The sequence below is a fragment of the Xanthomonas sp. D-109 genome, from assembly GCF_017746095.1.
Classification (GTDB): domain Bacteria; phylum Pseudomonadota; class Gammaproteobacteria; order Xanthomonadales; family Xanthomonadaceae; genus Xanthomonas_A; species Xanthomonas_A sacchari.
On record NZ_JAGHWV010000003.1, the window covers coordinates 19,673 to 43,028 of the forward strand.

At 68.5% G+C, this 23,356-nt stretch carries 22 protein-coding genes, 1 tRNA gene and 1 pseudogene; 12 read left to right on the forward strand and 12 right to left on the reverse strand.

Going from position 1 to position 23,356, the window contains the following annotated elements; all coding sequences use genetic code 11:
* Positions 1–120 precede the first annotated feature (120 nt).
* The gene (locus J7357_RS04440; protein ID WP_209245055.1) at positions 121–1,128 is read left to right on the forward strand and encodes a pyridoxamine 5'-phosphate oxidase family protein; all 1,008 of its coding nucleotides are present in this window, start codon (positions 121–123) and stop codon (positions 1,126–1,128) included.
* An 18-nt stretch (positions 1,129–1,146) separates the two neighbouring features.
* On the opposite strand, the gene J7357_RS04445 is transcribed toward J7357_RS04440, so the two are convergent.
* The 3 genes from J7357_RS04445 to J7357_RS04455 are packed head-to-tail and all read right to left on the reverse strand — an operon-like array spanning position 1,147 to position 2,446.
* The gene (locus tag J7357_RS04445; RefSeq protein WP_209245056.1) at positions 1,147–1,701 is read right to left on the reverse strand and encodes a DUF4865 family protein; all 555 of its coding nucleotides are present in this window, start codon (positions 1,699–1,701) and stop codon (positions 1,147–1,149) included.
* Positions 1,698–2,096 carry a tautomerase family protein gene (locus tag J7357_RS04450; protein ID WP_209245057.1) on the reverse strand — a complete coding sequence of 133 codons (399 nt, stop codon included), beginning with the start codon at positions 2,094–2,096 and terminating at the stop codon, positions 1,698–1,700. The genes J7357_RS04445 and J7357_RS04450 overlap by 4 nt, the downstream gene beginning before the upstream one ends.
* Positions 2,096–2,446 carry a carboxymuconolactone decarboxylase family protein gene (locus J7357_RS04455; RefSeq protein WP_209245058.1) on the reverse strand — a complete coding sequence of 117 codons (351 nt, stop codon included), beginning with the start codon at positions 2,444–2,446 and terminating at the stop codon, positions 2,096–2,098. The genes J7357_RS04450 and J7357_RS04455 overlap by 1 nt, the downstream gene beginning before the upstream one ends.
* 102 nt (positions 2,447–2,548) lie before the next feature.
* On the opposite strand from J7357_RS04455, the gene J7357_RS04460 reads away from it, so the two are divergent.
* Complete coding sequence (locus J7357_RS04460; protein WP_209245059.1) at positions 2,549–3,460, forward strand: LysR substrate-binding domain-containing protein; 912 nt, start codon at positions 2,549–2,551, stop codon at positions 3,458–3,460.
* A gap of 14 nt (positions 3,461–3,474) precedes the next feature.
* Here the strand turns inward: J7357_RS04460 and J7357_RS04465 are convergent, their stop codons facing one another.
* The 3 genes and pseudogenes from J7357_RS04465 to speA form a co-directional block, all read right to left on the reverse strand.
* Positions 3,475–4,134 carry a carboxypeptidase-like regulatory domain-containing protein gene (locus J7357_RS04465; protein WP_209245060.1) on the reverse strand — a complete coding sequence of 220 codons (660 nt, stop codon included), beginning with the start codon at positions 4,132–4,134 and terminating at the stop codon, positions 3,475–3,477.
* A 92-nt stretch (positions 4,135–4,226) separates the two neighbouring features.
* Positions 4,227–5,326: pseudogene (locus tag J7357_RS04470) on the reverse strand (acyltransferase).
* Between the two features lie 199 nt (positions 5,327–5,525).
* Positions 5,526–7,415: an arginine decarboxylase gene (gene speA / locus J7357_RS04475; protein ID WP_209032645.1), complete on the reverse strand. Its 1,890-nt coding sequence runs from the start codon at positions 7,413–7,415 to the stop codon at positions 5,526–5,528.
* Between the two features lie 300 nt (positions 7,416–7,715).
* Here speA and speE point away from each other — a divergent pair, with 300 nt between their 5' ends.
* Together speE and J7357_RS04485 are read left to right on the forward strand one after the other, a co-directional pair.
* Positions 7,716–8,567 carry a polyamine aminopropyltransferase gene (gene speE, locus J7357_RS04480; protein ID WP_017916998.1) on the forward strand — a complete coding sequence of 284 codons (852 nt, stop codon included), beginning with the start codon at positions 7,716–7,718 and terminating at the stop codon, positions 8,565–8,567.
* Positions 8,568–8,806: 239 nt separating this feature from the next.
* Entirely contained in the window at positions 8,807–9,538 is a 732-nt protein-coding gene (locus tag J7357_RS04485; RefSeq protein ID WP_209245061.1) for a hypothetical protein, read from the forward strand.
* A 161-nt stretch (positions 9,539–9,699) separates the two neighbouring features.
* On the opposite strand, the gene J7357_RS04490 is transcribed toward J7357_RS04485, so the two are convergent.
* Positions 9,700–10,038 carry a P-II family nitrogen regulator gene (locus J7357_RS04490; protein ID WP_010341856.1) on the reverse strand — a complete coding sequence of 113 codons (339 nt, stop codon included), beginning with the start codon at positions 10,036–10,038 and terminating at the stop codon, positions 9,700–9,702.
* A gap of 176 nt (positions 10,039–10,214) precedes the next feature.
* On the opposite strand from J7357_RS04490, the gene J7357_RS04495 reads away from it, so the two are divergent.
* Complete coding sequence (locus J7357_RS04495; RefSeq protein WP_017908021.1) at positions 10,215–10,484, forward strand: accessory factor UbiK family protein; 270 nt, start codon at positions 10,215–10,217, stop codon at positions 10,482–10,484.
* Between the two features lie 13 nt (positions 10,485–10,497).
* Positions 10,498–12,018: a YifB family Mg chelatase-like AAA ATPase gene (locus J7357_RS04500; RefSeq protein ID WP_209245063.1), complete on the forward strand. Its 1,521-nt coding sequence runs from the start codon at positions 10,498–10,500 to the stop codon at positions 12,016–12,018.
* A 216-nt stretch (positions 12,019–12,234) separates the two neighbouring features.
* Here J7357_RS04500 and J7357_RS04505 read toward each other — a convergent pair whose 3' ends face one another.
* From J7357_RS04505 to J7357_RS04515, 3 genes are all read right to left on the reverse strand, one after another.
* A complete protein-coding gene (locus J7357_RS04505; protein WP_209245064.1) occupies positions 12,235–14,310 on the reverse strand; it encodes a hypothetical protein in 2,076 nt (691 codons plus the stop codon).
* Positions 14,311–14,440: 130 nt separating this feature from the next.
* Positions 14,441–15,286: an alpha/beta hydrolase gene (locus J7357_RS04510; protein ID WP_209245065.1), complete on the reverse strand. Its 846-nt coding sequence runs from the start codon at positions 15,284–15,286 to the stop codon at positions 14,441–14,443.
* A gap of 238 nt (positions 15,287–15,524) precedes the next feature.
* Positions 15,525–15,601: transfer RNA gene (locus tag J7357_RS04515), tRNA-Arg, on the reverse strand.
* A gap of 334 nt (positions 15,602–15,935) precedes the next feature.
* Between J7357_RS04515 and ubiA the strand changes: the two genes are divergently transcribed.
* Positions 15,936–16,838, forward strand: coding sequence for a 4-hydroxybenzoate octaprenyltransferase (ubiA, locus tag J7357_RS04520; RefSeq protein WP_209245368.1), 903 nt, complete (start codon positions 15,936–15,938; stop codon positions 16,836–16,838).
* A 132-nt stretch (positions 16,839–16,970) separates the two neighbouring features.
* On the opposite strand, the gene J7357_RS04525 is transcribed toward ubiA, so the two are convergent.
* Complete coding sequence (locus J7357_RS04525) at positions 16,971–17,450, reverse strand: preprotein translocase subunit SecD (protein WP_244667277.1); 480 nt, start codon at positions 17,448–17,450, stop codon at positions 16,971–16,973.
* 258 nt (positions 17,451–17,708) lie between these two features.
* Positions 17,709–18,440 carry a ComF family protein gene (locus tag J7357_RS04530; RefSeq protein ID WP_209245069.1) on the reverse strand — a complete coding sequence of 244 codons (732 nt, stop codon included), beginning with the start codon at positions 18,438–18,440 and terminating at the stop codon, positions 17,709–17,711.
* Positions 18,441–18,489: 49 nt separating this feature from the next.
* Between J7357_RS04530 and bioB the strand changes: the two genes are divergently transcribed.
* From bioB to J7357_RS04555, 5 genes are all read left to right on the forward strand, one after another.
* The gene (bioB, locus tag J7357_RS04535) at positions 18,490–19,533 is read left to right on the forward strand and encodes a biotin synthase BioB (RefSeq protein ID WP_209245071.1); all 1,044 of its coding nucleotides are present in this window, start codon (positions 18,490–18,492) and stop codon (positions 19,531–19,533) included.
* A 105-nt stretch (positions 19,534–19,638) separates the two neighbouring features.
* A complete protein-coding gene (gene bioF, locus J7357_RS04540; protein ID WP_209245072.1) occupies positions 19,639–20,844 on the forward strand; it encodes an 8-amino-7-oxononanoate synthase in 1,206 nt (401 codons plus the stop codon).
* Positions 20,841–21,194 (forward strand): hypothetical protein, encoded by a 354-nt coding sequence (locus J7357_RS04545; RefSeq protein WP_209245074.1) that lies wholly within the window; start codon positions 20,841–20,843, stop codon positions 21,192–21,194. Before bioF ends, J7357_RS04545 begins: the two co-directional genes overlap by 4 nt.
* A gap of 49 nt (positions 21,195–21,243) precedes the next feature.
* Positions 21,244–22,005: a pimeloyl-ACP methyl ester esterase BioH gene (gene bioH, locus J7357_RS04550; RefSeq protein ID WP_209245076.1), complete on the forward strand. Its 762-nt coding sequence runs from the start codon at positions 21,244–21,246 to the stop codon at positions 22,003–22,005.
* Between the two features lie 521 nt (positions 22,006–22,526).
* On the forward strand, positions 22,527–23,309 hold the full coding sequence (locus tag J7357_RS04555; protein WP_209245078.1) for an SDR family oxidoreductase: 783 nt from the start codon (positions 22,527–22,529) through the stop codon (positions 23,307–23,309).
* Positions 23,310–23,356: the final 47 nt, after the last annotated feature.

The following is a 23,356-nucleotide window of genomic DNA, read 5'->3' on the forward strand; positions in this document are numbered from 1 at the left end:
GGTACGTTTCCGGCGTCGCCAGCCTTCGCGCAAGCCTCCCGTCCGTTCATCGGAGTGCTTTGCGATGTCCTCTTCCTCTCTGCTCGACCGCGCCGTCCTTCCCTCACGGGAGCCGCGGCGATGACCGACTTCATTACCGACGCGGCACAGCTGCAGGATTGCGTGGGCCGTCTGCCTGGCCCGCGCGACATGAAGGTGATCGACCATCTGGACGCGCACGCGTTGCACTGGCTGGCCGCCAGCCCGCTGCTGTTCGCCGGCTTCGCCGGCCAGCGCTTGGCGCTGAGCGTGGGCAGCGGTGCGCCCGGCTTTGCGCGCGGCGACACCCCGCACCTGCTGTCGCTCCCGCTGCAGGCGCTGGATGCGGCCCACACGCCTGTCGGCGCCGGCTTCGGCTCGCTGTTCCTGGTGCCCGGCTTGGGCGAGACCCTGCGCATCAAGGGCCGCATCGCCGGCGACGACGGCACGCGCGTGTTCGTTGCCGTCGAGGAATGCTATCTGCACTGCGCCAAGGCCCTGCTCCGCGCCGAGTGGTGGCGGGCCGCGGAATCCACCGACGAAGCGCCGCCGCAGACGCCGGCTGGATTTCTGGGAAGTTGCCGGCTGCTGGTCCTGGCCACCGCCGATGCCGAAGGCCGCGTCGATGTCAGCCCGCGCGGCGATCGCGCCGGCGCCTTGCTGCAAGCCCACCGCGACGCCTGGTGGTTCGCCGACCGCCCAGGCAATCGCCGCGTCGACAGCCTGGGCAATCTGCTGGCGCGGCCGCAGATCGCCCTGCTTGCGCTGCGCCCCGGCAGCGCGCGCTGCGTGCGCATCGAAGGGCTCGCCCGTCCCAGCGCCGATGCGGCGATCCGCAGCGCGCTCGCGGTCGATGGACGCGTTCCGCATCTGGCGGTGCGGGTGCTGCCGGCAGTGCTCGAAGACATCCACAGCGTTGCGCTGGGCCGCTTCGACCACTGGCCGCCCACCGCCATCGCACACGACCTGGACCCGCCGACGATCTTCCGCGACCACGTCAGGCGCAGCGGCGCGCGCGGCGCCCAGGCCACGCTGCTGCGCGCAGCGGTCTCGGTGCCCGGCATGGTCCGCAAAGGACTGCAGGCCGACTACAAGAAGAACATGTACTGAGCGCGCAACGCCGCCGGTTTACCCGTCTGCGTCGATCGCGCCGGGCGCGCTGAGGTGATGCACCGCATAGCAGTGCGCATCGTCGTCCGCCGGCGGCAACTCGCGCCACAGGCGGAACCGCAGCCGCGTCCATCCCAGCGGTTCGTAACCGTGCACCGTGGCCAGCATGCGTTCGTCGGGCGCGCGCACGGCGTCGGTGTCGTTCTCCAAGGCCGGCGCCGGCGCTTGCAGCACGCACGTGGCGTAGCGCGCCGTGCGCAGCGCCGCGGACGTCCATGCCGTGCCGACCATCCACGACTGCACCGCCGGGCGGCCAAAGGCCTCGCACAGTGCGGCGAACGCGGGACCGGCGAGAAACGCATGCATCGCTGCCGCATCGCGCCACAGATAGAACGGCGCATACAGGTTCTGCCGGGCGTGCAGGTGCGGATCGTGTCGGTCGGCGACCAGGTAGGCCTTGAACCGCAGCCCCGGCAGCGTGTTGAGTAACGGTCCTTTGTCGGCGATGCGGTGGCGGATGATCGCCATGTCGTAGTCCGCCGGCAACGCGATGCTGTACTGCATGGCGATCATGCCGGCGCTCCGCTGGCGGCGATGCCCGCGCGACCGCCGCCGAAGGACCAGTCCTGCGCCGTGGTGGTGACGATGGTGACCATCACGTCTTCCGGGGCGATCCCCGGCGCGATCGCCAGCAGCTCGACCAGGCGCCGGTAGAACGCCTGCTTGCAGGACGCGCTGCGCTCGCGGCCGGCGGTGATGGCGATCAGCACGAAGCCATCCGAGCGCCGCCCGCCCAGGTAGTGACGGTCGAACACCAGTTCGTCCGGGTCGTGCTGGTGGATGACCTGGAAACAGTCGCCAGCCGGCACGTCGAAGGCCTCGTGCATGGCCTGGTAGAGGCTGGCCGACAGCGCGCGCAGATAGGCAGGCGGATGACCGCGCAGCAGCGAAATGCGGGCGTACGGCATCAGCGCGTCTCCGTCGTGGCTGGCTTCGCCGCGCCGGCGGCGCGCAGCAACGGCAGCGCCGATGCCGCGCACGGCCAGCCGGCATAGAACGCCAGGTGGGTGATGGCTTCGGCCAGGGTGTCGCGATCCAGGCCATTGTCCAGCGCGCGCGCCAAGTGAAACGGCAGTTGCTCAAGCCGAGACAGCGCCACCAGCGCCGCCACCGTGACCAGGCTGCGCTCGCGCGGCGACAGCCCCGGGCGCTGCCACACCTCGGCGAACAGCACCTCGTCGGTCAGGCGGGCGAAGGCCGGCGCGATGTCGCCGAACGCGGCCTGCGGGGAAGGAAACGGCGTGGATGGGTCGGACATCGGGCAGGCCTCGCAGTGGGAACGGGCACAGCCTAGTCGCGCACAATCTTCCGAAAAATCGGAAAATATCGAAACGACCATCCGGAAAATCAGGATCGACCGATGCGCCCCATCACCTTCGACCTCGACGCGCTGCGCAGCTTCGTCGCCGGCGTGGAACTGGGCAGCTTCGCCAAGGCGGCCGACCGCCGCGGGCGCTCCACCTCGGCGATCAGCGCGCAGTTGAAGAAGCTGGAGGAGCAGGCCGGGCAGCCGGTGCTGCGCCGCCAGGGCCGCGGCCTGGTCCTGACCGAGGCCGGCGAAGCGTTGCTGGGCTATGCGCGGCGGCTGCTCGAGCTCAACGACGAGGCGGTCGTGGCCCTGCAGGACACGGCGCTGCAGGGCTGGGTACGGCTGGGGCTGCAGGAGGACTTCGGCGAGCACATGCTGCCTGACGTGCTGGGGCGCTTCGCCCGCGCCCACCCGGAGGTGCGGATCGAAGCGCGCATCGCCCGCCACCAGGAACTGCTGGCACGGGTGGAGGCGGGGCACCTGGATCTGGCCCTGGCCTGGGATGGCGGCACGGCCTCGGCGCATCGGCAGGCGCAGGCGGCGTGGCCGCTACGCTGGATTGCCGCAACCGACCGCAGCAGCATGCCGGCCGCGCCCCTCTGGAGCGGCACGGTGCCGCTGCCGCTGGTGATGCTGGAAGCGCCCTGCCTGCTGCGCACCGCCGCGACCACCGCCCTGGACCGCGCCGGCATCCCGTGGCGCATCGCCTTCACCAGCGCCAGCCTCGGCGGGGTGTGGGCGGCCGTTCGCGCCGGGTTGGGCATCACCCTGCGCACCCCGGCCGGCGTGCCGGCCGGACTGACCCTGCTGGCGCCCGGCGCCGGCGGCCTGCCGACGCTGCCGGCACTGGGGCTGGCCCTGCACCGCGCGGTCGCCGCGCCGCCGCCGGCGGTGGCGCGGCTGGCTGAGATCCTGCAACAGCGCCTGCAGGCCGCGCATGCCGCGCTGGCCGGGGATGGGTGACGCGTCCCGAGCGCTTACTTGCCGCCCTTGCAGGGCAACATCTTGGCGACCAGACCGCCGCCGCTGGTGACCGCGGTCTTGACGATGCTGCCGTCGCTCTTCACTTCCACGTCCTTGAACAGTTCGTCGTCGCGCGCCACCGAGTAGTCCTGGCGGTCGTAATGCTCCACCTCGTAGGCACCGGAATAGCTGGAGCCGGCATACACATCGCGCGACTTGGCCTGGTTGAACTGGAACGGCACCACCAGAATGTAGCGGCCCGGCAGCATCTCGGTGAACTGGAACGCGCCGGAAGCGTCGGTCTTGGTCTCGACACGCGTGTTGAAGGCGGGGTCGGACATCAGCACCGACTCCTTGCTGCGGTCGGACTTCCTGCGCAGGGCGGCCCACTGCTCGAAGTACGGCGTCGCCGGGAACAGCATGACCGTGCGGTTGTCGGCGAGGAACAGGCGGTTGTCGTGGTACGCGCAGGCCGAACCGGTGATGGTCGCATGGCCCTTGGCCAGCGCGGCTTCGGCCGCCGCCTTGTCGAATGGCAGGCTCGGCGAGGTCTGGCGGATCTTCGGCGTGCTGTCCACGGTCGGCGACGTGCGCACCTGCGCGGCGCTCTGGCCGGCGGCGGCCAGTCCGAAGCTCAGCAGCAGGACCCAGCCACGGCGAGTAATCGTCGGCATTGCATTCCCCTATTCGTCCATGAAGCCGCGAACGCTAACACGATCCGCGGCGAGGCGACACAGGCCTTCCGCGCGCGTAGCGCATCTTGTGTTCAGCCACGGGCCGCGACCGCAACGCTGCGCCACTCGCGCAGGCGCAGGAACGGCCGCTCCACCGCGTAATGCAGCAGCGCCGCGCACGCCAGCGCCATGCCGGCATAGACGGCGAAGGCGAGCGGCCCACGCCCGTGCAGTTGCGCACCGAACCACACCTGGGTCAGATGGAAGGCGGCCTTGTGGCTCAGGTACAGGCTGTAGGACACCGCGGCCAGCCAGGCCACGCCCGGCACCCGGCAACGCCCCAGCCATCCCTGCGTGGAGGCACCGACGCCGACCAGCAGCGCCAGCCCCACCGAGAGCACCGGCCAGCCGACCGCATTGCCGAGCAGGCCGGTGCGGTCGCGGAACAGCCACATCGCCAGCGCGCAGACCACGATCCCGGTAAGCGCGACGGTGCTGGCATGGCGCTGCAGGCGCTGCCACTGCTGCGGCCGGAAGGTCTTCAGCACCGCCAGCGCCACGCCGGCCAGCAGGCCGTCCCAGGTGGAGTAGTAGAGATCCTCGATGAACCAGTTGCGCTGCAGTCCGGCGCCGATGCGATCCAGCGCGCTGTCGTGCAGCCAGATCGCACTGCGCAGGGCGATGCCGGCCAGCACCACGGCCACGCACAGCGCCACGAAACGCGGCGCGGACGGCCGCCGTAGCATCCAGGCCGCCAGCAGCGGGAACACCAGGTAGAAGTGCTCTTCCACGCACAGCGACCAGGCATGCGAGAACGCCTGCTGGTTGGCGTAGTCGATACCCAGGTTGAGGGTAAAACTGGCGAACGGCCACCACGGCGCGATCCCGGGCGCCTCGCGAAAACCGGGCCAGGCCAAGTACAACGCCAGCACCACCGCGTACACCGGCAGGATGCGGTAGCGCGGCGGCGATAGAACTCGCCGTAGCGCAGCCGCTCGCCACGGGCCAGCGGCGCCAGTACCTGGCCGCCGATCAAAAAGCCGCTGAGCACGAAGAACAGGTCCACGCCCATCCAGCCATAGCGCGACAGCCATTCCCAATCCGCGCCCAGCCCGCCGACCACAAAGGAGTGGAACAACATCACCCAGACGATGGCGGTGGCGCGCAACAGGTCGAGGCCGGGATAGCGCATCGCGTGAAGGTGACAGTGGGGAGGGCGCAGCTTACTGGTTGCATCGCCGGTTGCGGCAGCAGCCGTCTACCGACGCCCAAGCGATCGTGCCTGGAAGATGCAGCCGCGGCGCCAGGCGCCCCCATGCTTGCTTGCACGGGCGTACCCTCACCCCAACCCCTCTCCCGAGGGGAGAGGGGCTTGAGTGGGTCGCGCGCTTTCAGCCCAGCGGTTCGTCCGACAGGTAGGTGTAGCCGGTCAGGCCGGCCTCGAGCGCGTCGGCCAGTTCCGTGGCCTGCGCGGCCGGCAACTGCGCGGCGGCCACGCGTTCGGCGTAGGCGGCGCGCAGGTCGTCCAGGCGATAGCCGACGTAGTCCAGCATCACGTCGGTGGTGTCGCCGCGGCGCTGCTGGGCGATGCGGTAGCCGTCGCCGTCCACCGCCACTTCCACCGCGTCGGTGTCGCCGAACAGGTTGTGGATGTCGCCTAGAATTTCCTGGTAGGCGCCGACCAGGAAGAAGCCGATGCGGTAGCTCTCGCCCGGACGCAGCGCGTGCAGCGGCAGGGAGCTGTCCAGGCTTTCGTTCTCGACGTAGGTCTTGACCATGCCGTCCGAATCGCAGGTCATGTCGCAGACCACGCCGCGCCGTGCCGGCGCCTCGTTCAGGCGTTCGATCGGCACGATCGGGAACACCTGGTCGATCGCCCACACGTCGGGAATCGATTCGAACACGCTGAAGTTGACGAAGTACTTGTCGACCAGGCGCTCGTTGAGCTCGTCCAGCACCGGGCGGTGGCTCTTTTCCTCGTGGCTCAGCCGCGCCCGCACGCCATGGGCGATGGCATAGAACAGGTCGTCGATGCGCGCGCGATGGGTCAGGTCGATCTGGCCCAGGGCGTAGCCGCTGAGGCCTTCGGCGTGGAAATGCTGCGCCTCCTGGAACAGTTCCACCGCCGGGCGCTGGTCCAGTTCGGCATGGATCTCGCGCAGGTGGCGGATCGCCGCCGGTTCGTCGTCGTGCGCGTCGGGCACGCGGCCTTCCGGCGCCTGCTCCACCTCGGACACGTTGGCGATCAGCACCGCGTGGTGCGCGGTCATCGCGCGCCCGCACTCGGTGACGATGCGCGGCGGCGGCAGGCCGTGCTCCTCGCAGGCGCTGGCCAGCGGCTGCACGATGTTGCTGGCGTAAGAATGCAAGCCGTAGTTGATCGAGCAGTAGCTGCGCGAGCGGGTGCCTTCGTAGTCGATGCCCAGGCCGCCGCCGACGTCGACGTGGCTGATCTTCGCGCCCAGCTTGGACAGCTCGACGAAATAGCGGGTGGCCTCGCGCATGCCGTTGGCGATGTCGCGCACATTGGAGATCTGCGAGCCCATGTGGAAGTGCAGCAGGTTCAGCGCGTCGGCGTACTCGGTGTCGCGCAGGGTCTTCCACAGGTCCAGCACCTGCCGCGGCGACAACCCGAACTTGGCCTTGTCGCCGCCGCTGTTCTGCCACTTGCCCGCGCCCAGCGAGGCCAGGCGCATGCGCACGCCCAGGCCCGGCTTCACGTCCAGCGCGCGCGCCTCCTCCAGCACCAGCTTCAGCTCCGACGGCTTCTCGATGACGATGAAGGTCTGCAGGCCGAGCTTGCGCCCGATCAGCGCCAGGCGGATGTACTCGCGGTCCTTGTAGCCGTTGCACACGATCAGCCCGCCCGGCCGCGACAGCGCCAGCACCGCCATCAGTTCCGGCTTGCTGCCGGCCTCCAGGCCGAAGCCCTCGCCCTGGTGGCTGGCCAGGGTGCCGGCCACGCCGCGGTGCTGGTTGACCTTGATCGGGTACACCGCAGTGTAGCCGCCGGTGTAGTCCCAGTCGGCCTGGGCCTGGGCGAAGGCGGCCTGCAGCTTGCCCAGGCGCTCGCCGAGGATGTCGGGGAAGCGCACCAGCATCGGCAGCTTGGCCCCGGCCGCGCGCGCCGCGTCCACCACCTCCGGCAGCGCGATCGCCACGCCGTCGGCGCCCTGCGGCCGCACCACCACCCGGCCGGCCGCGTCCACGTCGAAGTACCCGTCGGCCCAATGCGGGATCGAGTAGGTCTTGCGGGCTTGGTCGAGGGACCAATCGCTCATCGTGGCGGCTCGGCTGACGGAAAAAGGGCGTGGATTGTAACCCCTGCTACGCGTGGGGTCCGTTACAATCCGCGCCGTTCCGACGCCCTCGGCTCCTGGCGGAGCCGGGCCGGGTTCGCGGGCGCATGGTGCGGGCTGGATGCGCGAGGCTGCGCCCGACCCTCATCCGGGAAGGTGTGGTAACAGCGTCGCGTGGCCTGGCTGCACGAGGCTGCGCCCGACCCTCATCCGGCGCTTCGCGCCACCTTCTCCCGGGGGGAGAAGGAAACGCTGCATTCTTTTGCTTTCCTAGGACATTCCATGAGCGCCAACGACAACTGGTACATCGAACACTTCCAGCCCACCGGCTCGGCCATCGGCTACCGCATCACCGGCAAGCTGGACGAGGTGCAGTCGCCGTTCCAGAAGATCGAGATCTACGACACCACCGACTGGGGCAAGCTGATGGTGATCGACGGCGCGGTGATGCTGACCACGCGCGACAACTTCTTCTATCACGAGATGATCAGCCACCCGGCGCTGTTCACACACGCCGCGCCCAAGCGCGTGGTGATCATCGGCGGCGGCGACTGCGGCACCCTGCGCGAAGTGCTCAAGCACCCGGGCGTGGAAAGCGCCACCCAGTGCGACATCGACGAGCAGGTCACGCGCATGGCCGAGAAGTACTTCCCGGAGCTGTGCGACTCCAACAACGACCCGCGCGCTGAACTGCTGTTCGACGACGGCGTGGCCTACATGGCCAACTGCCCGGCCGGCAGCGTGGACATCGTCATCGTCGACTCCACCGACCCGGTCGGCCCGGCCGAAGGCCTGTTCAACAAGGCCTTCTACGAGAGCTGCTTCAAGGCGCTGAAGGACGACGGCATCCTGGTGCAGCAGTCCGAATCGCCGCTGGCGCTGCTGGACCTGATCAAGGAAATGCGCGCGGAGATGGGCAAGGCCGGCTTCGCCAGCTTCCACACCGTGCCGTTCCCGCAGCCGTGCTACCCGACCGGCTGGTGGAGCGTGACCATGGCGCGCAAGCAGGGCGGCTTCGACTTCCGCCAGGACGACGCCGCGGCCAAGCCGTTCGCCACCCGCTACTACAGCGCGCACCTGCACACCGGCACCCAGGTGCTGCCGCCGTTCGTGGCCGAGGCGCTGGGCGGCTAAGCCCCCGGTCCTCTTCGGCATCGGCGCGCGCCTGACGTGCGCCGATGCCGCGGATCGCCGGCGCTGTCCCGGCCCCTGCCCCGACGTTCGCATCCGCATCGACGGGCGCGTTGCATCGCGCATGGCATCGCCTCGCCGGTTGCCGCGATCGCGCGCTGTGAGCACCAACGATGCCGCGCGCCCTGGCCGGCGCGTGCGACGATGCGCGGGCCTCCATCGCACCACACCGCGAGCCTCCCATGCGCTCCCAGACGACGTCGCCGTGGACCCTGTGCGCGCTGGCCGCGATCGGCTTCGTCGTCGCCTGCGTCGCCCACGAAGCGGTGGGCCATGGCCTGGCCTGCCTGGGCAGCGGCGGCACCGTCCGCTGGCTCACGTCGGTGTACTTCCGCTGCCAGCCTGGGCGCCCCTTCGTCGATGCCGCCGGGCCGCTGGCGAATCTGTGCGTGGCCGCACTCTGCATTTTGGCGGCACATCGCCGTCGCGCGGACATGCCGCGCCTGGCGCTCGCGCTGATCGCCGCCTTCAACGGAATGTGGGGCGCCGGCTACCTGCTGTTCTCCGCGGTCACCGATCACGGCGACCTCGCCTTCGTCCTGCGCGATCTCGCCCTGCAGCCGGCCTGGGCCTGGCGGCTGGGGATGGGACTGGCCGGTGCCTGGCTGTATCTGCAGGTGCTGCGCGCCATCGCCCCGTGGCTGCCGAAAGGCAGGCCAATGCTGGCGGCCTACGCCACTGCCGGCACGGTGGCCTGCGTGAGCGTGCTGTTTCATGCCGGGCCGGTACTGCCGGCATTACGCGAGGCGGCGCAGGAAGGCCTGTTGGCACCGATCGGCCTGGTGGTCATTGCGTTGTCGCGCCGGTCGCGCGCGCCGCTGCCGCTGCCGTCCAGCCGCGCCACGGTCATCGTGGCGGTGCTGGTGGTGGCGACGTTCTGGCTCACCCTCGGCCGCGGCTACGGCGGCGTCTGAGCCTGTGCCTGACGTAAACGTGCCTGGCCTATCCAACGGGCCCGCCACGCCTGTAGGGGCGGCTTCAGCCGCGACAGGTTTTATCGGGAACGCCCATCGCGGCTGAAGCCGCTCCTACACGACACCATCCATGCCACGGCGATGCAGGCGCGGTGACCGCGTTACAGCGCGTCCGCGTCCAGTTCGCCGGTGCGGATCCGCACCACCGTGCCCAGGTCGTAGACGAAGACCTTGCCATCGCCGATCTTGCCGGTGGCGGCAGCCTTGACGATGGCCTCGACCACGCGCTCCACCTGGTCCTCGCTGACCGCCACTTCCAGCTTCACCTTCGGCAGGAAATCGACCACGTATTCGGCGCCGCGGTACAGCTCGGTGTGGCCCTTCTGCCGGCCGAAGCCCTTGACCTCGGTGACGGTGATGCCGGCCACGCCCTGCGCGGCGAGCGCTTCGCGCACGTCGTCGAGCTTGAACGGCTTGATCACGGCCATGATCATCTTCATGCGGCGTTCTCCAATCACAATGGCGTCAGGATAGCGCGGTTGCGCGATTCCCGGCCGTCGGGTTCAATGATCGCGCGCCCCCAACGCCGGAATTTTCCGACAGCGCGCCGCGTCCGATCCCGATGGTCCCGACCTGCCGGGTGCCGCACTCTGACGCCACCTGCCGGAGCACAGCCATGATCGACCTCAACCATCTCGACGACCTCGCCCGCCGCCTCAGCGACCTGGTGCCGCCGGGCTTGCGCCAATCCCGCGACGAACTGCAGAGCACTTTCAAGAGCGCGCTGCAGGCCGGGTTGGGCAAGCTCGACCTGGTTACCCGCGAGGAGTTCGAAGTGCAGCGCGCGGTGCTGCTGCGCACCCGCGAGAAGCTCGAAGCGCTGGAGCGCAGCGTCGCCGCGCTGGAAGCGGCACGCAGCGGGCAGTCGCCCAGCCCCACCGCCTGATCCATCCGCCACCATGAGCCTGGCGCTGGTGCACAGCCGTGCCCGCGCGGGGGTGCTTGCGCCTCCGGTTCGGGTCGAAGTCCATCTCTCCGGCGGCCTGCCCTCCACCCAGATCGTCGGCCTGCCCGAAGCCGCGGTACGCGAATCGCGCGATCGCGTCCGCGCCGCCCTGCTCTGCGCGCAGTACGAATTCCCGGCACGGCGCATCACCGTCAACCTGGCGCCGGCCGACCTGCCCAAGGAGGGCGGCCGCTTCGACCTGCCGATCGCGCTGGGCATCCTCGCCGCCGCCGGCCAGCTCGACCCGCAGGTGCTCGGCCAGTACGAATTCCTCGGCGAACTGGCCCTGACCGGCGAACTGCGCCCGGTCGACGGTGTCCTGCCAGCCGCGCTGGCCGCTGCCGAGGCCGGGCGCACCCTGATCGTCCCGGCCGACAACGGCGCCGAGGCGGCACTGGCGCAACACGTGCAGGCCTTCACCGCGCGCACCCTGCTGGAAGTCTGCGGATTGCTCAACGGCAGCAAGACCTTGCCGGCGGCGACGGCGCCGCCGGCGGTCGCCGCGCCCTTTCCCGACCTGAGCGACGTCCGCGGCCAGGCGCAGGCGCGGCGCGCCCTGGAGATCGCCGCGGCGGGGCATCACCACCTGTTGCTGATCGGCAGTCCCGGCTGCGGCAAAACCCTGCTGGCCTCGCGCCTGCCCGGGATCCTGCCCGAAGCCAGCGAAGCCGAGGCGCTTGAGAGCGCGGCCATCGCCTCGGTCAGCGGCCGCGGCGTGGATCCGGCGCGCTGGCGGCAACGCCCGTACCGCGCACCGCACCACACCGCCAGCGCGGTATCGCTGGTCGGTGGCGGCAGCCATCCGCGCCCCGGCGAGATCTCGCTCGCGCACCATGGCGTGCTGTTCCTGGACGAGCTGCCCGAGTGGAACCGGCATGCGCTGGAAGTGCTGCGCGAACCACTGGAGTCGGGCCAGGTGACCGTATCGCGCGCGGCGCGCAGCGCCGAGTTCCCTGCGCGCTTCCAGTTGGTCGCGGCGATGAATCCCTGCCCCTGCGGCTGGGCCGGCGACCCCAGCGGCCGCTGCCGCTGCAGCGAGGACGCGGTGCGGCGCTATCGCGCACGCATCTCCGGGCCGCTGCTGGACCGCATCGATCTGCACGTGGACGTGCCGCGGCTGCCGCCACAGGCTTTGCGCGCCGATGCGCCGCCAGGCGAGTCCAGTGCCGCCGTGCGTGCGCGCGTGAAACAGGCGCGGCAACGCCAGCAGGCCCGCGCCGGCCGGCCCAACGGCCAGCTCGGCCACAGCGACACCTTGCGCGACTGCCGCCTGCAACCGCGCGACGAGGCGCTGCTGGAACAGGCCATCGAACGCCTGCGGCTGTCGGCGCGCTCGCTGCACCGGATCCTGCGCGTGGCCCGCACCATTGCCGACCTGGATGCCAGCGACGCCATCGCCACCGCGCACCTGACCGAGGCCATCGCTTACCGGCAGTTGGACCGTGGGGAGGCGCCGCTGGCGCGTAGCGCGTAGCCATGACAGGAGCTGATAGCGACACAATAGGTCCCGGCAGCCAAGTTGGTCGCGGATCTGCGTCGGCCGCAGCAATGTAGGCGAGGGCCCCTGCCTAGCTATATGCAGGAATGCTTAACTACATTGCGCTCCAGCGCATGCTACCGCGCTAAATTTCGCCACGCGTGCGTCGCTGCTTGCAGCCGGGCTACCGTGTGATAACAACGAGGTAATTCTCTAGCCATCGCTTAAGCGGGATAAAGGCGTAGCAGGCGACAAATCCTCTATCGCACTTGCTTGCTCCCTAAGAGCAAGCGGAGTACCCCCAGCGATGCATTCCATCATCATTACATAGGCGGGCCAATCAGCATCATTCACCGCATACATAGGGACAGTCCTTCCGCGCAGCCCCTCTACAAATCGCTGCATTTGCGGTGGCGACTCAAAGTACTTCGGAGCTCGAATTTCCGCCTCCGCGGAATCCGCATAGAAGATATTCTTCAGAATTCTCGAGGAAGCAGGATCATCAACCCGATGCTGAATATCTTCAATTTCCCCATCCAGATATCTACAGAGAATATGCTCATCAACAACAGGCACCGATAGCGCAGAAATACCAACGTGAGTGCTAGTGCTTAAAACTAGTAATGGCACCACCTTGAAGTCTTCAGACAGGCTGATACCAAATCGACGAATGTCTGCACAAAATTCAGCTCGATTGCTTTCAATAAATTTAGCCTTACGAATCACTTGCTCTGCTGCGCCCAGCACAGTTTTCCTATGAAGTGCCACACCCTTGGAGGTGGTCGGCTCGAGTATACATTTAGCCTCTGCAATAAATAACGTTTTCCCAATGCAGAAAATTAAATCCAACTGCTCCGTGCTACCCGAGATAGTTTTAAAGGTGTAATCTCTTTCAATAGATTTAGCGACGGCCACCAAACGATCCGAATGTCTGATTCTTTCCGCAACTACTTGGCGGATATAATCTTCAAATGCGGGGCCGCGCTTTGCCAAATCAATGCCTGCCTGCCGCATCCATATGTCTATTAAACGTCGAAGATTCGGGGAGGCAATCGCAGCAAAGACCGGCGCAACTGTCTGTGGTCCAACAGGCACAAGCGGCTGCGCCCATATCTCCTGATCTGATTTTCCATGGAAAGTAAAAAAATCGACAATCTTTTTACCATTTGTCTTGTTGATGCCAGCAGCCGATTCAAGAGCGGCTAGAATCGCGTCAATCTGTAGCGTCGGAACATAATCAGATATCCAATCAGACGGGCTATCAGATGATATTTTTCTCGTATATTTTTCTCGCGCGGATTGGAGTAGAAAATTTGAAGCAGAAGAAATAACCATCCAAGCATTCAAAAGCGAAGACAGCGTTAGGCCATTGATAGATTCAAGCTTTTCTTCAATCAAATCCCGGTAATACGGTTCAACGGCCAATGCTCTTTGTATGGCGAGGCCTTGAATGAAATCCCCTGGCTCAACCCCAGCCTTTGCAATACTGATGTATTGCTTTTTGCCTTCCCGCTTGATAGCGCAAACCTCGCGGACCCACAACCTCCCACCTCTAGCTAACGCGAGGCGCTGAAATTGTCCAGCCATAATACTGAACCCGATTGTTAGAGATAATTTGCGCGCCAATCCAACCCTATAAGCACGAATTGCATCCAAGTCTCCCGGCAGGAAAACTTTGAATGAACCTCTATCAATCATCTTATACCCATTCCACAAGCAATCATTCCAGACGTCTTTCGCGAACTGGTACATGACGCCCAAATTGAGTTCACGATTTGCTTCTATCCAATCCACATCTTTACATTGCGGATTGCCAGCCAAACTAGGATTATTCTGCAATACAACTTTAATTCCAAGCTCGATCCCGTCAACAAGGCTTTCCATAACCTCCTGAGGCATCCAATTGAAACCACCAGGGAGTTCTAGCTTCAGACTACTCATTTCCTCTAAAGAGTAGACCTCATCTAGCTCACCCTCTCGATCGGACTTAAACTTATCGATTGCCTTCTCGGTCTTTTCATGCGTCACAAAAAAATTTCGATTAACAACAGCTAGAAAAGCACGAACCTTTGTAGTTGCTGAAATATGCTTAGCAGGAGATATCTTTAATGCGCCACGAATAGCTTCGAATTTTTTGTGCAGCGCAATTCCTGAGGCATATATCTCATGATCGAAGCTATCCGGCTGATTTAGTTGATTAAAATCCCTTTGCCATTTCTCAAGGGAGAATTTTCTTTTTAGCGGGTCAGATATTTTCCCATCTCGGACGAAATTTGTGAACTCACCCATGCTAAACCCCTCCTTGGTGTCAATAAATAAGCGAAGACTAAATATACTAAAAATTAGTTAACATCAACATATATTTTCAAAGAATAGACCATCGAACGCCTGCAGCTTTCGGCACGTCTGCCGTACGCGCTCAGCTCCTCGCCGCAGCGTCCACCCACTCGGCAAGCAAGGCATTGCACCGCCTGGCATGGGTGAAGGTCATGCCGTGCGACGCGCCGGCCAGCACCTCATGGCGCGCCTGCGGCAGCCAGGCCGCCAGCGCGGCGGCGTTGTCGCGGTACTGGTCCGGACTGCGTTCGCCAGCGACCAGCAACACCGGCATCGTCAGGGTGGCGGCCTGCTCGGGTCGGTACGCCGGCAGCGCGTCGGCGATCTGCGGCACCAGGGTCTGCGCGTTGTCGCGCACCATCTGCCGGAAGCTCGCGCTGCTGCGCGCCCAGGCGCCGGGCTGGCTGACCGAATCGACGAAGCATTCCAGGCCGGCCTCGACCTGACCGCCCTGCAGCAGCGCGATCGCCTGCGCGCGGACCGCCTGTACTGCGGCCGGCAGGCCCTGCGGTTGCGGGCCGCCGGGATCGAACAGGGTCAGGCTGGCGATCGCGTCCGGACGCTGCAATGCCGCCTGCCAGGCGACGGCCGCGCCGCGGGAATGGCCGACCAGGTGCACCGGCCGCGCTTCCTCGGCGATGAAGGCGGCGAGCTGCTGCGCATGCCAGCGCCAGCCGAACGCATGCCGCGACGCCGACGGCAACCGCGGGTAGTACTGGCCCAGGCTCAGCGCACTGAGCTGGAAGCGGTCGGCCAGGCCGCGCAACTGCGGCGCCCAGTAGCGGTAGTCGCACAGCGCCCCGTGCACCAGCAGCACCGGCGTGCCCTCGCCCACCCGCAGATAGGCCAGCGCATCGTCAGCACCGAGCCGGCGGACGGCGGGCTTGGGCAACGCGGTGCGTGGACTGACGGTACGCGGAATGGTCATGTCCGAGCGCAAGTCTGCGCGGCGCGCCCGATGCGCAGGCACGGGCCGACGATGCCGGCGTCTGCGGCGCAACAGGCGGCAGGATGGGTAGGCACAAGAGCAGGAATGGGGACGATGAGCGCTGGCATGCGCATACGATAGCCGCGTCGCCGGCATGCGCGTGCGGCGCCTGCGGGCCTGTCGACCAAGCACGCGCTCGTCGAAAAGACGATGCGGAGGACGCAGGGGCAGGACTGGATGGCGCGCCCGGAGGGATTCGAACCCCCGACCAATGGCTTCGGAAGCCACTACTCTATCCGGCTGAGCTACGGGCGCAACGGACGCGCATTCTAACGACATTCGCGGGCCGCGTCTCCCCCGGCCGCAACTCGCTGCAGCAGCGGCGCCACGGCCAGTCCGATCCGGCTGCGTCACTGTCCAGGCAAGCGGTGCGCGGCACGCGGATGACGCAGGGGCCGATCGAACGCCGGGCGTCGCAGGCGCGCCGGCGCGTCGTCCGTCTGGCGCCGGACAGAACACCAGCGCGCATCCGCAGCGCCACCAGCACCGCCGACGCCTCGCGCTGCCGCCGCCGGCGCGCGGAGCGGGCCAAGCAAGCCCAGGACACCGCGTGCTGCCGCCCACACCACCCGGCTGCTACCCTTGCGCGATGGGTTACGAACGCTACGAAACGCCTGCCGCGCTGCCGCCGCGCGCGCGCCTGGGCCAGTACTGGAAACTGCTGCGCGGCGACCGGCCGATCGGCGTGCTGCTGCTGCTGTGGCCGACCTGGTGGGCGCTGTGGCTGGCTGCCGACGGGGTACCGCCGCTGTGGACGCTGTTCGTGTTCACCGCCGGGGTCTGGCTGACCCGCTCGGCCGGCTGCGTGATCAACGACTACGCCGACCGCTGGCTGGACCCACAGGTCGAGCGTACCCGCAGCCGACCGCTGGCCACCGGTGCGGTCAGCGGCCGCGAGGCGCTGGCGGTGTTCGCGGTGCTGATGCTGGTGGCGTTCGCACTGGTGCTGACGATGAACGCGCTGACCATCGGCCTGAGCGTGGTCGGGCTGTTCCTGGCCGCCAGCTATCCCTACCTGAAGCGCTACACCTACCTGCCGCAGGTCTATCTGGGCATGGCCTTCGGCTGGGGCATCCCGATGGCCTTCGCCGCGGTGCGCGGCGAGGTGCCGGCGCTGGGCTGGCTGCTGTACGCGGTCAATATCCTGTGGGCCACCGCCTACGACACCTGGTATGCGATGGTCGATCGCGAGGACGACCTGCGCGCCGGCTCCAAGTCCACCGCGATCCTGTTCGGCGAACTGGACCTGGTCATCCAGGGCGTGCTGTACGCGCTGATGTTCGTCGCCCTGGCCTTCGTCGGCCACCGCGCGGACCTGGGCGTGTGGTACTGGGTCGGGCTGGGCGTGGCGGCGCTGCTGGTCGCCGCCGAGTTCCGCATGGCCCGGCACCGCGAACGCGCGGCGTGCTTCCGCGCCTTCCTGCACAACAACTGGGTCGGCCTGGCGATCTTCGCCGGCATTGCCGCGGCGCTGGCGTTGCGCGCCGGCTAGGAGCTACCGGGCTCACGCGCAGCGCGCGTCCTGCGGTGGAACTGACGTCAAGCCCTCGCAAAGGCCGCTGCTCCGGCGCTCGCCGAGATGAGCCAGAGCGCACCCCGCCGCGGCTCCTTGCACCGATGCGTTCTAGCGTTTGGCGGCCGCTGCCGGCACGGTCGCGGCAGGCGCGCGGGTCAACAGCGCCAACATCCGCCGCTGTTCCTGCATGTCCTGCAATCCGCTGATCCGCAGGCTGTCGCCCGGCAACGGCGCCATGATCGTGGCCACGGTCAGCACCTGACCATCGGCGAGCAGGGCGACCGGCTTGCCGACGTTCTGCGCGGTGGCCTGGGTCAGCCGTTGGCCATGCCCAGGAAAGCGCAGGTCCAGCGCAGGCTGGCCATCGCCGCTGTCGGCGGACGCGACGGTCGCCCCCTCTTCCACGACAAACAGCGCCTGCGGTGCCAGGTACACCGGCTGTCCGTGGTCGTCGGCCTGGACATAGGCGTGGATGGGCGTATGGCTGGCCAGGCGCCATTCGATCTTCGCCTTGACCTCGCTGACAGCGACGGCGTCCGACGCCTTGCCAGCCCCACACCCGGCGACACCGAAGGCGCCCAGCGCCATCGACAGAGCCAAAGCCTTCCAGCGCATCGCACGCTCCTTTCGTTGTTGGCGTCTTCACCAGCATAAAGCCGCGCGTGTCTACCGACCTTTCATGCGCCAAGGCGTCGGCGCCCTGGCAGAGATCGCCACTGCGGCACGCCGGCCGATGCGCGCGGCGCAGTGCGTAGCGGCCGGCGCTCACGACAGACAATGCGCCGCGCCGCACGCGCGCTTCGCTGGCGCCCTACCCTCTGCCAGCGCGCGATAGACGCATCACGCTCACGGCACCCGCGCCACCACCCACGCGTCGACCCGTTCCACACCGGCGCGGCGCAGCGCCTTTCCCGCGGCGTGCAGTGTCGCGCCCGTGGTCATCACGTCATCGATCAGCGCCACATGTGCCGGCAATACTGCCGAAGCCGGCACCGCGAACGCGCCGCGCAGGTTGCGCCGGCGCGCGCGGGCGTCCAGTTCGGATTGCGCCGCGGTCGCCCGCATCCGCTGCAGGTCCAGGCACAGCGGCAACGCCAGCGCGCGGGCCAGTGGCCGCGCCAGTTCCAGCGCCTGGTCGTAGCCGCGCTGGCGCAGCCGGGCCGGATGCAGCGGCACCGGCAACAGCGCCTGCGGCCGCGGCAAGGCCGCGCAGCGTGTCTGCAGCAATGCGGCGAGCAGGCGCCCGGCCGCCAGATCCTGGTGGAACTTGAAGCGGCGCAACAGGCCATCGACCGGCGCGGCGTACACGCAAGCGCTGGCGACCCGCTCCAGCAACGGCGGCCGACGCTGGCACGCGCCGCAGACCTGCTCTGCATCCAGCACCGGCAGCGGCAGTGCACAGCGGCAGCAGGCCGCCGCATTCCATGGCAGGCCACCGCGACAGGCGGCACACAGGTCCAGGCCCGGCACGCCTGGCTCGCCGCACACCAGGCAGCGTTCCGGCAGCAGGCGGCGCTGCAGCCAGCGCCAGCCGCCGTCAACCAAACCAGCCTTCATGAAGTTGACAGGACTTTGCATGCTCACCAGACTGCCCGCTTTCCCAGCCGCTGACCGTCAGGAAACCCCCATGTCCGCTGTCGTCCGACACGACTGGCAACGCCAGGAATTGCTCGCCCTGTTCGACCTGCCGTTCCCGGAACTGCTGCACCGCGCCGGCGCCGTGCACCGCGAACACTTCGATCCGGCGCAGGTGCAGGTGTCCACGCTGCTGTCGGTGAAGACCGGCGGTTGCCCGGAAGACTGCGCGTACTGCCCGCAGGCGCAGCGCTACGCCACCGGCGTGGAGGCGCAGAAACTGATGAGCACCGAGGCGGTGCTGGACAAGGCGCGCCAGGCCAAGGCCGCCGGTGCCTCGCGGTTCTGCATGGGCGCGGCCTGGCGCTCGCCCAAGGACCGCGACATCCCGAAGGTGGCGGAGATGATCCGCGAGGTGAAGGCGCTGGGCCTGGAGACCTGCGCCACCCTCGGCATGCTCGACGGCAACCAGGCGCAGGCGCTGAAGGCGGCCGGGCTGGACTACTACAACCACAATCTGGACACCGCGCCGGATTTCTACGATTCGATCATCCACACCCGCCAGTACCAGGACCGCCTGGACACGCTGACCCACGTGCGCGACGCCGGCCTGAAGACCTGCTGCGGCGGCATCGTCGGCATGGGCGAGTCGCGCGACCAGCGCGCCGGCCTGCTGCAGGCGCTGGCCAACCTGCCGGTGCATCCGGATTCGGTGCCGATCAACCGCCTGGTGCAGGTCGCCGGCACCCCGCTGCACGGCACGGTGGAGCTGGACCCATTCGAGTTCGTGCGCACGATCGCCGTTGCGCGCATCGCGATGCCGCGGGCGATGGTGCGGCTGTCGGCCGGGCGCGAGAGCATGAGCGACGAACTGCAGGCGCTGTGCTTCTGCGCCGGCGCCAACTCGATCTTCTATGGCGAGAAGCTGCTGACCACCGGCAACCCCGACACCGAGCGCGACCAGGCGCTGTTCGCACGCCTGGGGCTGCGGCCGATGCAGGTGATGGTGGACGCCGATGCGCACGACCATCCCGGGACCGTGCACGCCGACATCACCACCCAGCCGACTGCGGCGATCGCCGCCGCCCTGGTCTGAGCCCAGGCCGCGCGTCCGTCCGCCGATCCGGCCGTCCATCGCCGGCGGCGTCCGGCCCGGCCGGGGACGCGCTACGCTAGCCCGCCAGATGCCCGTCCCGCGCCCATGGCCCGTCCCGACCTGCACGACCGCATCCAGTCCGCGCGCGCCTTGCGCGAAGCGCAGGGGCGCCTGCGCGTGCGCCGCAGCGTCGGCCGCCGCGACGGCGTGCGCCTGGAAGTCGACGGCCGCTGGCTGACCGGCTTCTGCAGCAACGACTACCTGGGCCTGGCGCAGCAGTTCGAAGTGGTCGCCGCCCTGCAGGACGCGGCCGCGCGCGACGGCGCCGGCGCCACCGCCTCGCACCTGGTGTGCGGCCACCACGCGCTGCACGAGGCGCTGGAACGCGAGATCGCCGACTGGCTCGGCTACCCGCAGGCGCTGCTGTTCGGCAGCGGCTTCATCGCCAACCTGGCGGTGCAGCAGGCGCTGCTGAGCGAGGAAGAGGACGTGTGCGTGCAGGACCGGCTCAACCACGCCAGCCTGCTCGACGCCAGCCGCCTGGCCGGCTGCCGCCTGCGCCGCTATCCGCACCTGGATGCCGAAGGCGCGATGCGCCAGCTCAAGCACGCCGCCGACGGGGCGGCGATGCTGGCCACCGATGGTGTGTTCAGCATGGATGGCGACGTCGCCCCGCTGCGCTCGCTGGCGCTGGTGGCGCGCACGCAACAGGCGCTGCTGTACGTGGACGACGCGCACGGCGTCGGCGTGGTCGGCCCGCATGGGCGCGGCAGCGTCGCCGAGGCCGGCCTCGGCGTCGACGACGTTCCGCTGCAACTGGTGACCCTGGGCAAGGCACTGGGCGGCTACGGCGCGGCAGTGGTCGGCGATGCGGCGCTGATCCGCCACCTGGCCGAAACCGCGCGGCCGTATCTGTACACCACCGCGCTGCCGCCGGCGCAGGCCGCCGCGTCGCTGGCGGCGGTCAAGCTGGCGCGGCGCGACCAGTGGCGGCGCGAGCGGCTGGTCGAGCTGATCGCCCTGTTCCGCGGCGGCGCCCGCCGTCACGGCCTGGAGCTGATGGCCTCGGACACGCCGATCCAGCCGCTGCTGTGCGGCGAGGAGCGCGCCGCGCTGGCGTGGTCGGCGGCGCTGGAACAGGCCGGCTACCTGGTCTCGGCGATCCGCCCGCCGACCGTGCCGGAAGGCAAGTCGCGGCTGCGGGTGACCCTGTCGGCGCTGCACACGCCGGCGCAGGTGCAGGCGCTGCTGGACGCGCTGGCGCTGGCGCGCGATCGCGTGGCCGCGCACCCGCCCGGCGTGCCGGCGTGAGCACAACCGACCTCGCCGCGCGACGCGCGGTGTGGGACGCGCTGGCCGAGTTGTACCTGGACGATGCGGTCGACGCGCGACATGCGCAGATCGCCGCGGTACTCGCCGCCTCGCCGTTCGCCACCGACACGCTGTGGCAGATGCTGCGCGAGGACGTGCATCCGCGGCTGGCGCCGAACCTGCTGACGCCGGCCGGCGCCTGGCAGGGCATCGACGGCGACTGGCTGAGCGCGGCGATCCAGCAGCGCCGCGGTGCGCATCGCGTATTCGCCTGGCGCACCCGCGACTATCCGCGCCGACAGTGGCACCTGCTGCTGCCGCAGGTGCTGGCGCGGCGCGCGGCGCACTGACGCGTTGGCCGACGCGGCCTTTCCTGTTCCTTCGCAACGACGGACGACGATGCATATCGACACCCTGGGGCAGGGCCCCGATCTGGTCCTGCTGCACGGCTGGGCGTTGAACGGCGGCATCTTCGCGCCATTGGTCGAGCGCCTGTCGGCGCAGTACCGCCTGCATCTGGTGGACCTGCCCGGGCACGGCCACAGCCGCGGCGACGACACGCCGCTGGCGCTGCCGCACGTGGTCAGCGCGATCGCTGCGGCCACGCCGCCGGCGGTGTGGCTGGGCTGGTCGCTGGGCGGGCTGTTCGCGCTGCACGCCGCCGCCACGCAACCGCAGGTGCGCGGGCTGGCGATGCTCGCGGCGACGCCGCGCTTCGTGCGCGGCAGCGACTGGCCGCACGCGGTGGAGCCGCAGGTGTTCGCCCAGTTCGGCCGCGATCTGGCCGAGGACTACCGCGGCACCCTCGACCGCTTCCTGGCGCTGGACACGCTCGGCTCGGCGCACGCGCGCGCCGAACTGCGCACCCTGCGCGAAGCGCTCGACGCGCGCGGCGCACCCGATCCGCACGTGCTGCAGGACGGCCTGACCCTGCTGGAACGCACCGACCTGCGCCGCGCCCTGCCCGGCCTGCGCGTGCCCAGCCTGTGGATCGGCGGCCAGCGCGACCGCCTGGTCCCGCCCGCAGGCATGGAGGCCGCCGCCGCGCTGGCGCCGAACGCGCGCGCCCTGATCGTCGCCGGCGGCGGCCACGCCCCGTTCCTCGGCCATGCCGACACCGTGGCCGAAGCACTGCGCGAATTCCTGGCAACGCTGGACTAGCGGCGTCGTGCTGCGCGTTCCACGATGCTGTCGTAGGAGCGGCTTCAGCCGCGACACGCCTGCTGCATCTGGTCGCGGCTAAAGCCGCTCCTACAGGCGCTTGCGGCGAGCCCGCCGGGTGCACTTCAGTCCCGACGCATTGCGCCATCGGAAAGCGCACACCACCTCGCGCGTCGCGCGCTGCATGACAGTTGACTCCCACATTGCATCACGCGACCCGCACCGACGTCAGAAAGACGCAAGCGGCTCCGCCGTGGGGCTCAACTGTCGTGACGCCGCGACAAGCGACGCCGAAAGCCGACTGACAGCCTCCGTCGTCGGGACTGAAGTCCCTCCCACAAGGATGCCGGCCCCCCCTGTGGGAGTGACTTCAGTCGCGACGCATGGCAGCAAAATGCTGCGCAGCGAAGCCGCTCCTGCATCTGCCGTGCGTACTCAATGTCCTCAACGTCGCGGCGCGACGCTGGCCGCCCCAGCGCCGATGTCCGATCATCGCGGTTCCATCGAACCGGAGTGCAAGCATGGACCTGGGAATCGCCGGCAAATGGGCGCTGGTGTGCGCCGCGAGCAAGGGGCTGGGACTGGGCTGCGCGCAGGCGTTGGCCCGCGAAGGCGTGCACGTGGCGATCGTGGCGCGCGGCCAGGCCGGGCTGGATGCGGCCGCGGCGCAACTGCGCGCGCTCGACTGCGGTGGCGAGGTGGTCGCGGTGGCCGCGGACATCGCCACCGAGGCCGGACGCGCCGCTGCACTCGCCGCCTGCCCGCAGGTCGACATCCTGATCAACAACGCCGGTGGGCCGCCGCCCGGCGATTTCCGCGAGTGGGAACGCGAGGACTGGCTGCGCGCGCTCGACGCCAACATGCTGGCGCCGATCGCACTGATCCGCGCCACGGTCGATGCGATGCAGGCGCGCGGCTTCGGCCGCATCGTCAACATCACCTCCGCCGCGGTGAAGGCGCCGATCGACAGCCTCGGCCTGTCCAACGGGGCGCGGGCGGGCCTCACCGGCTTCGTCGCCGGGCTGGCGCGGCGCACGGTGGCGCACAACGTCACCATCAACAACCTGCTGCCCGGGCAGTTCGACACCGACCGCCTGCGCGGCAACATCGCCCACGCCGCGCAGCGCGAGGGCATCGACCCCGCCGACCTGGCCGAACGCAAGCGCCGGCAGATCCCGGCCGGGCGCTTCGGCACCGCGGAGGAGTTCGGCGCGGCCTGCGCCTTCCTGTGCAGCGCGCAGGCCGGCTACCTGAGCGGACAGAACCTGTTGCTGGATGGCGGCAGCTATCCGGGGACGTTCTGAAGAGCCGGGAGTGGGGATTTGGGAGTCGGGATTGGTAAGCCGAGATG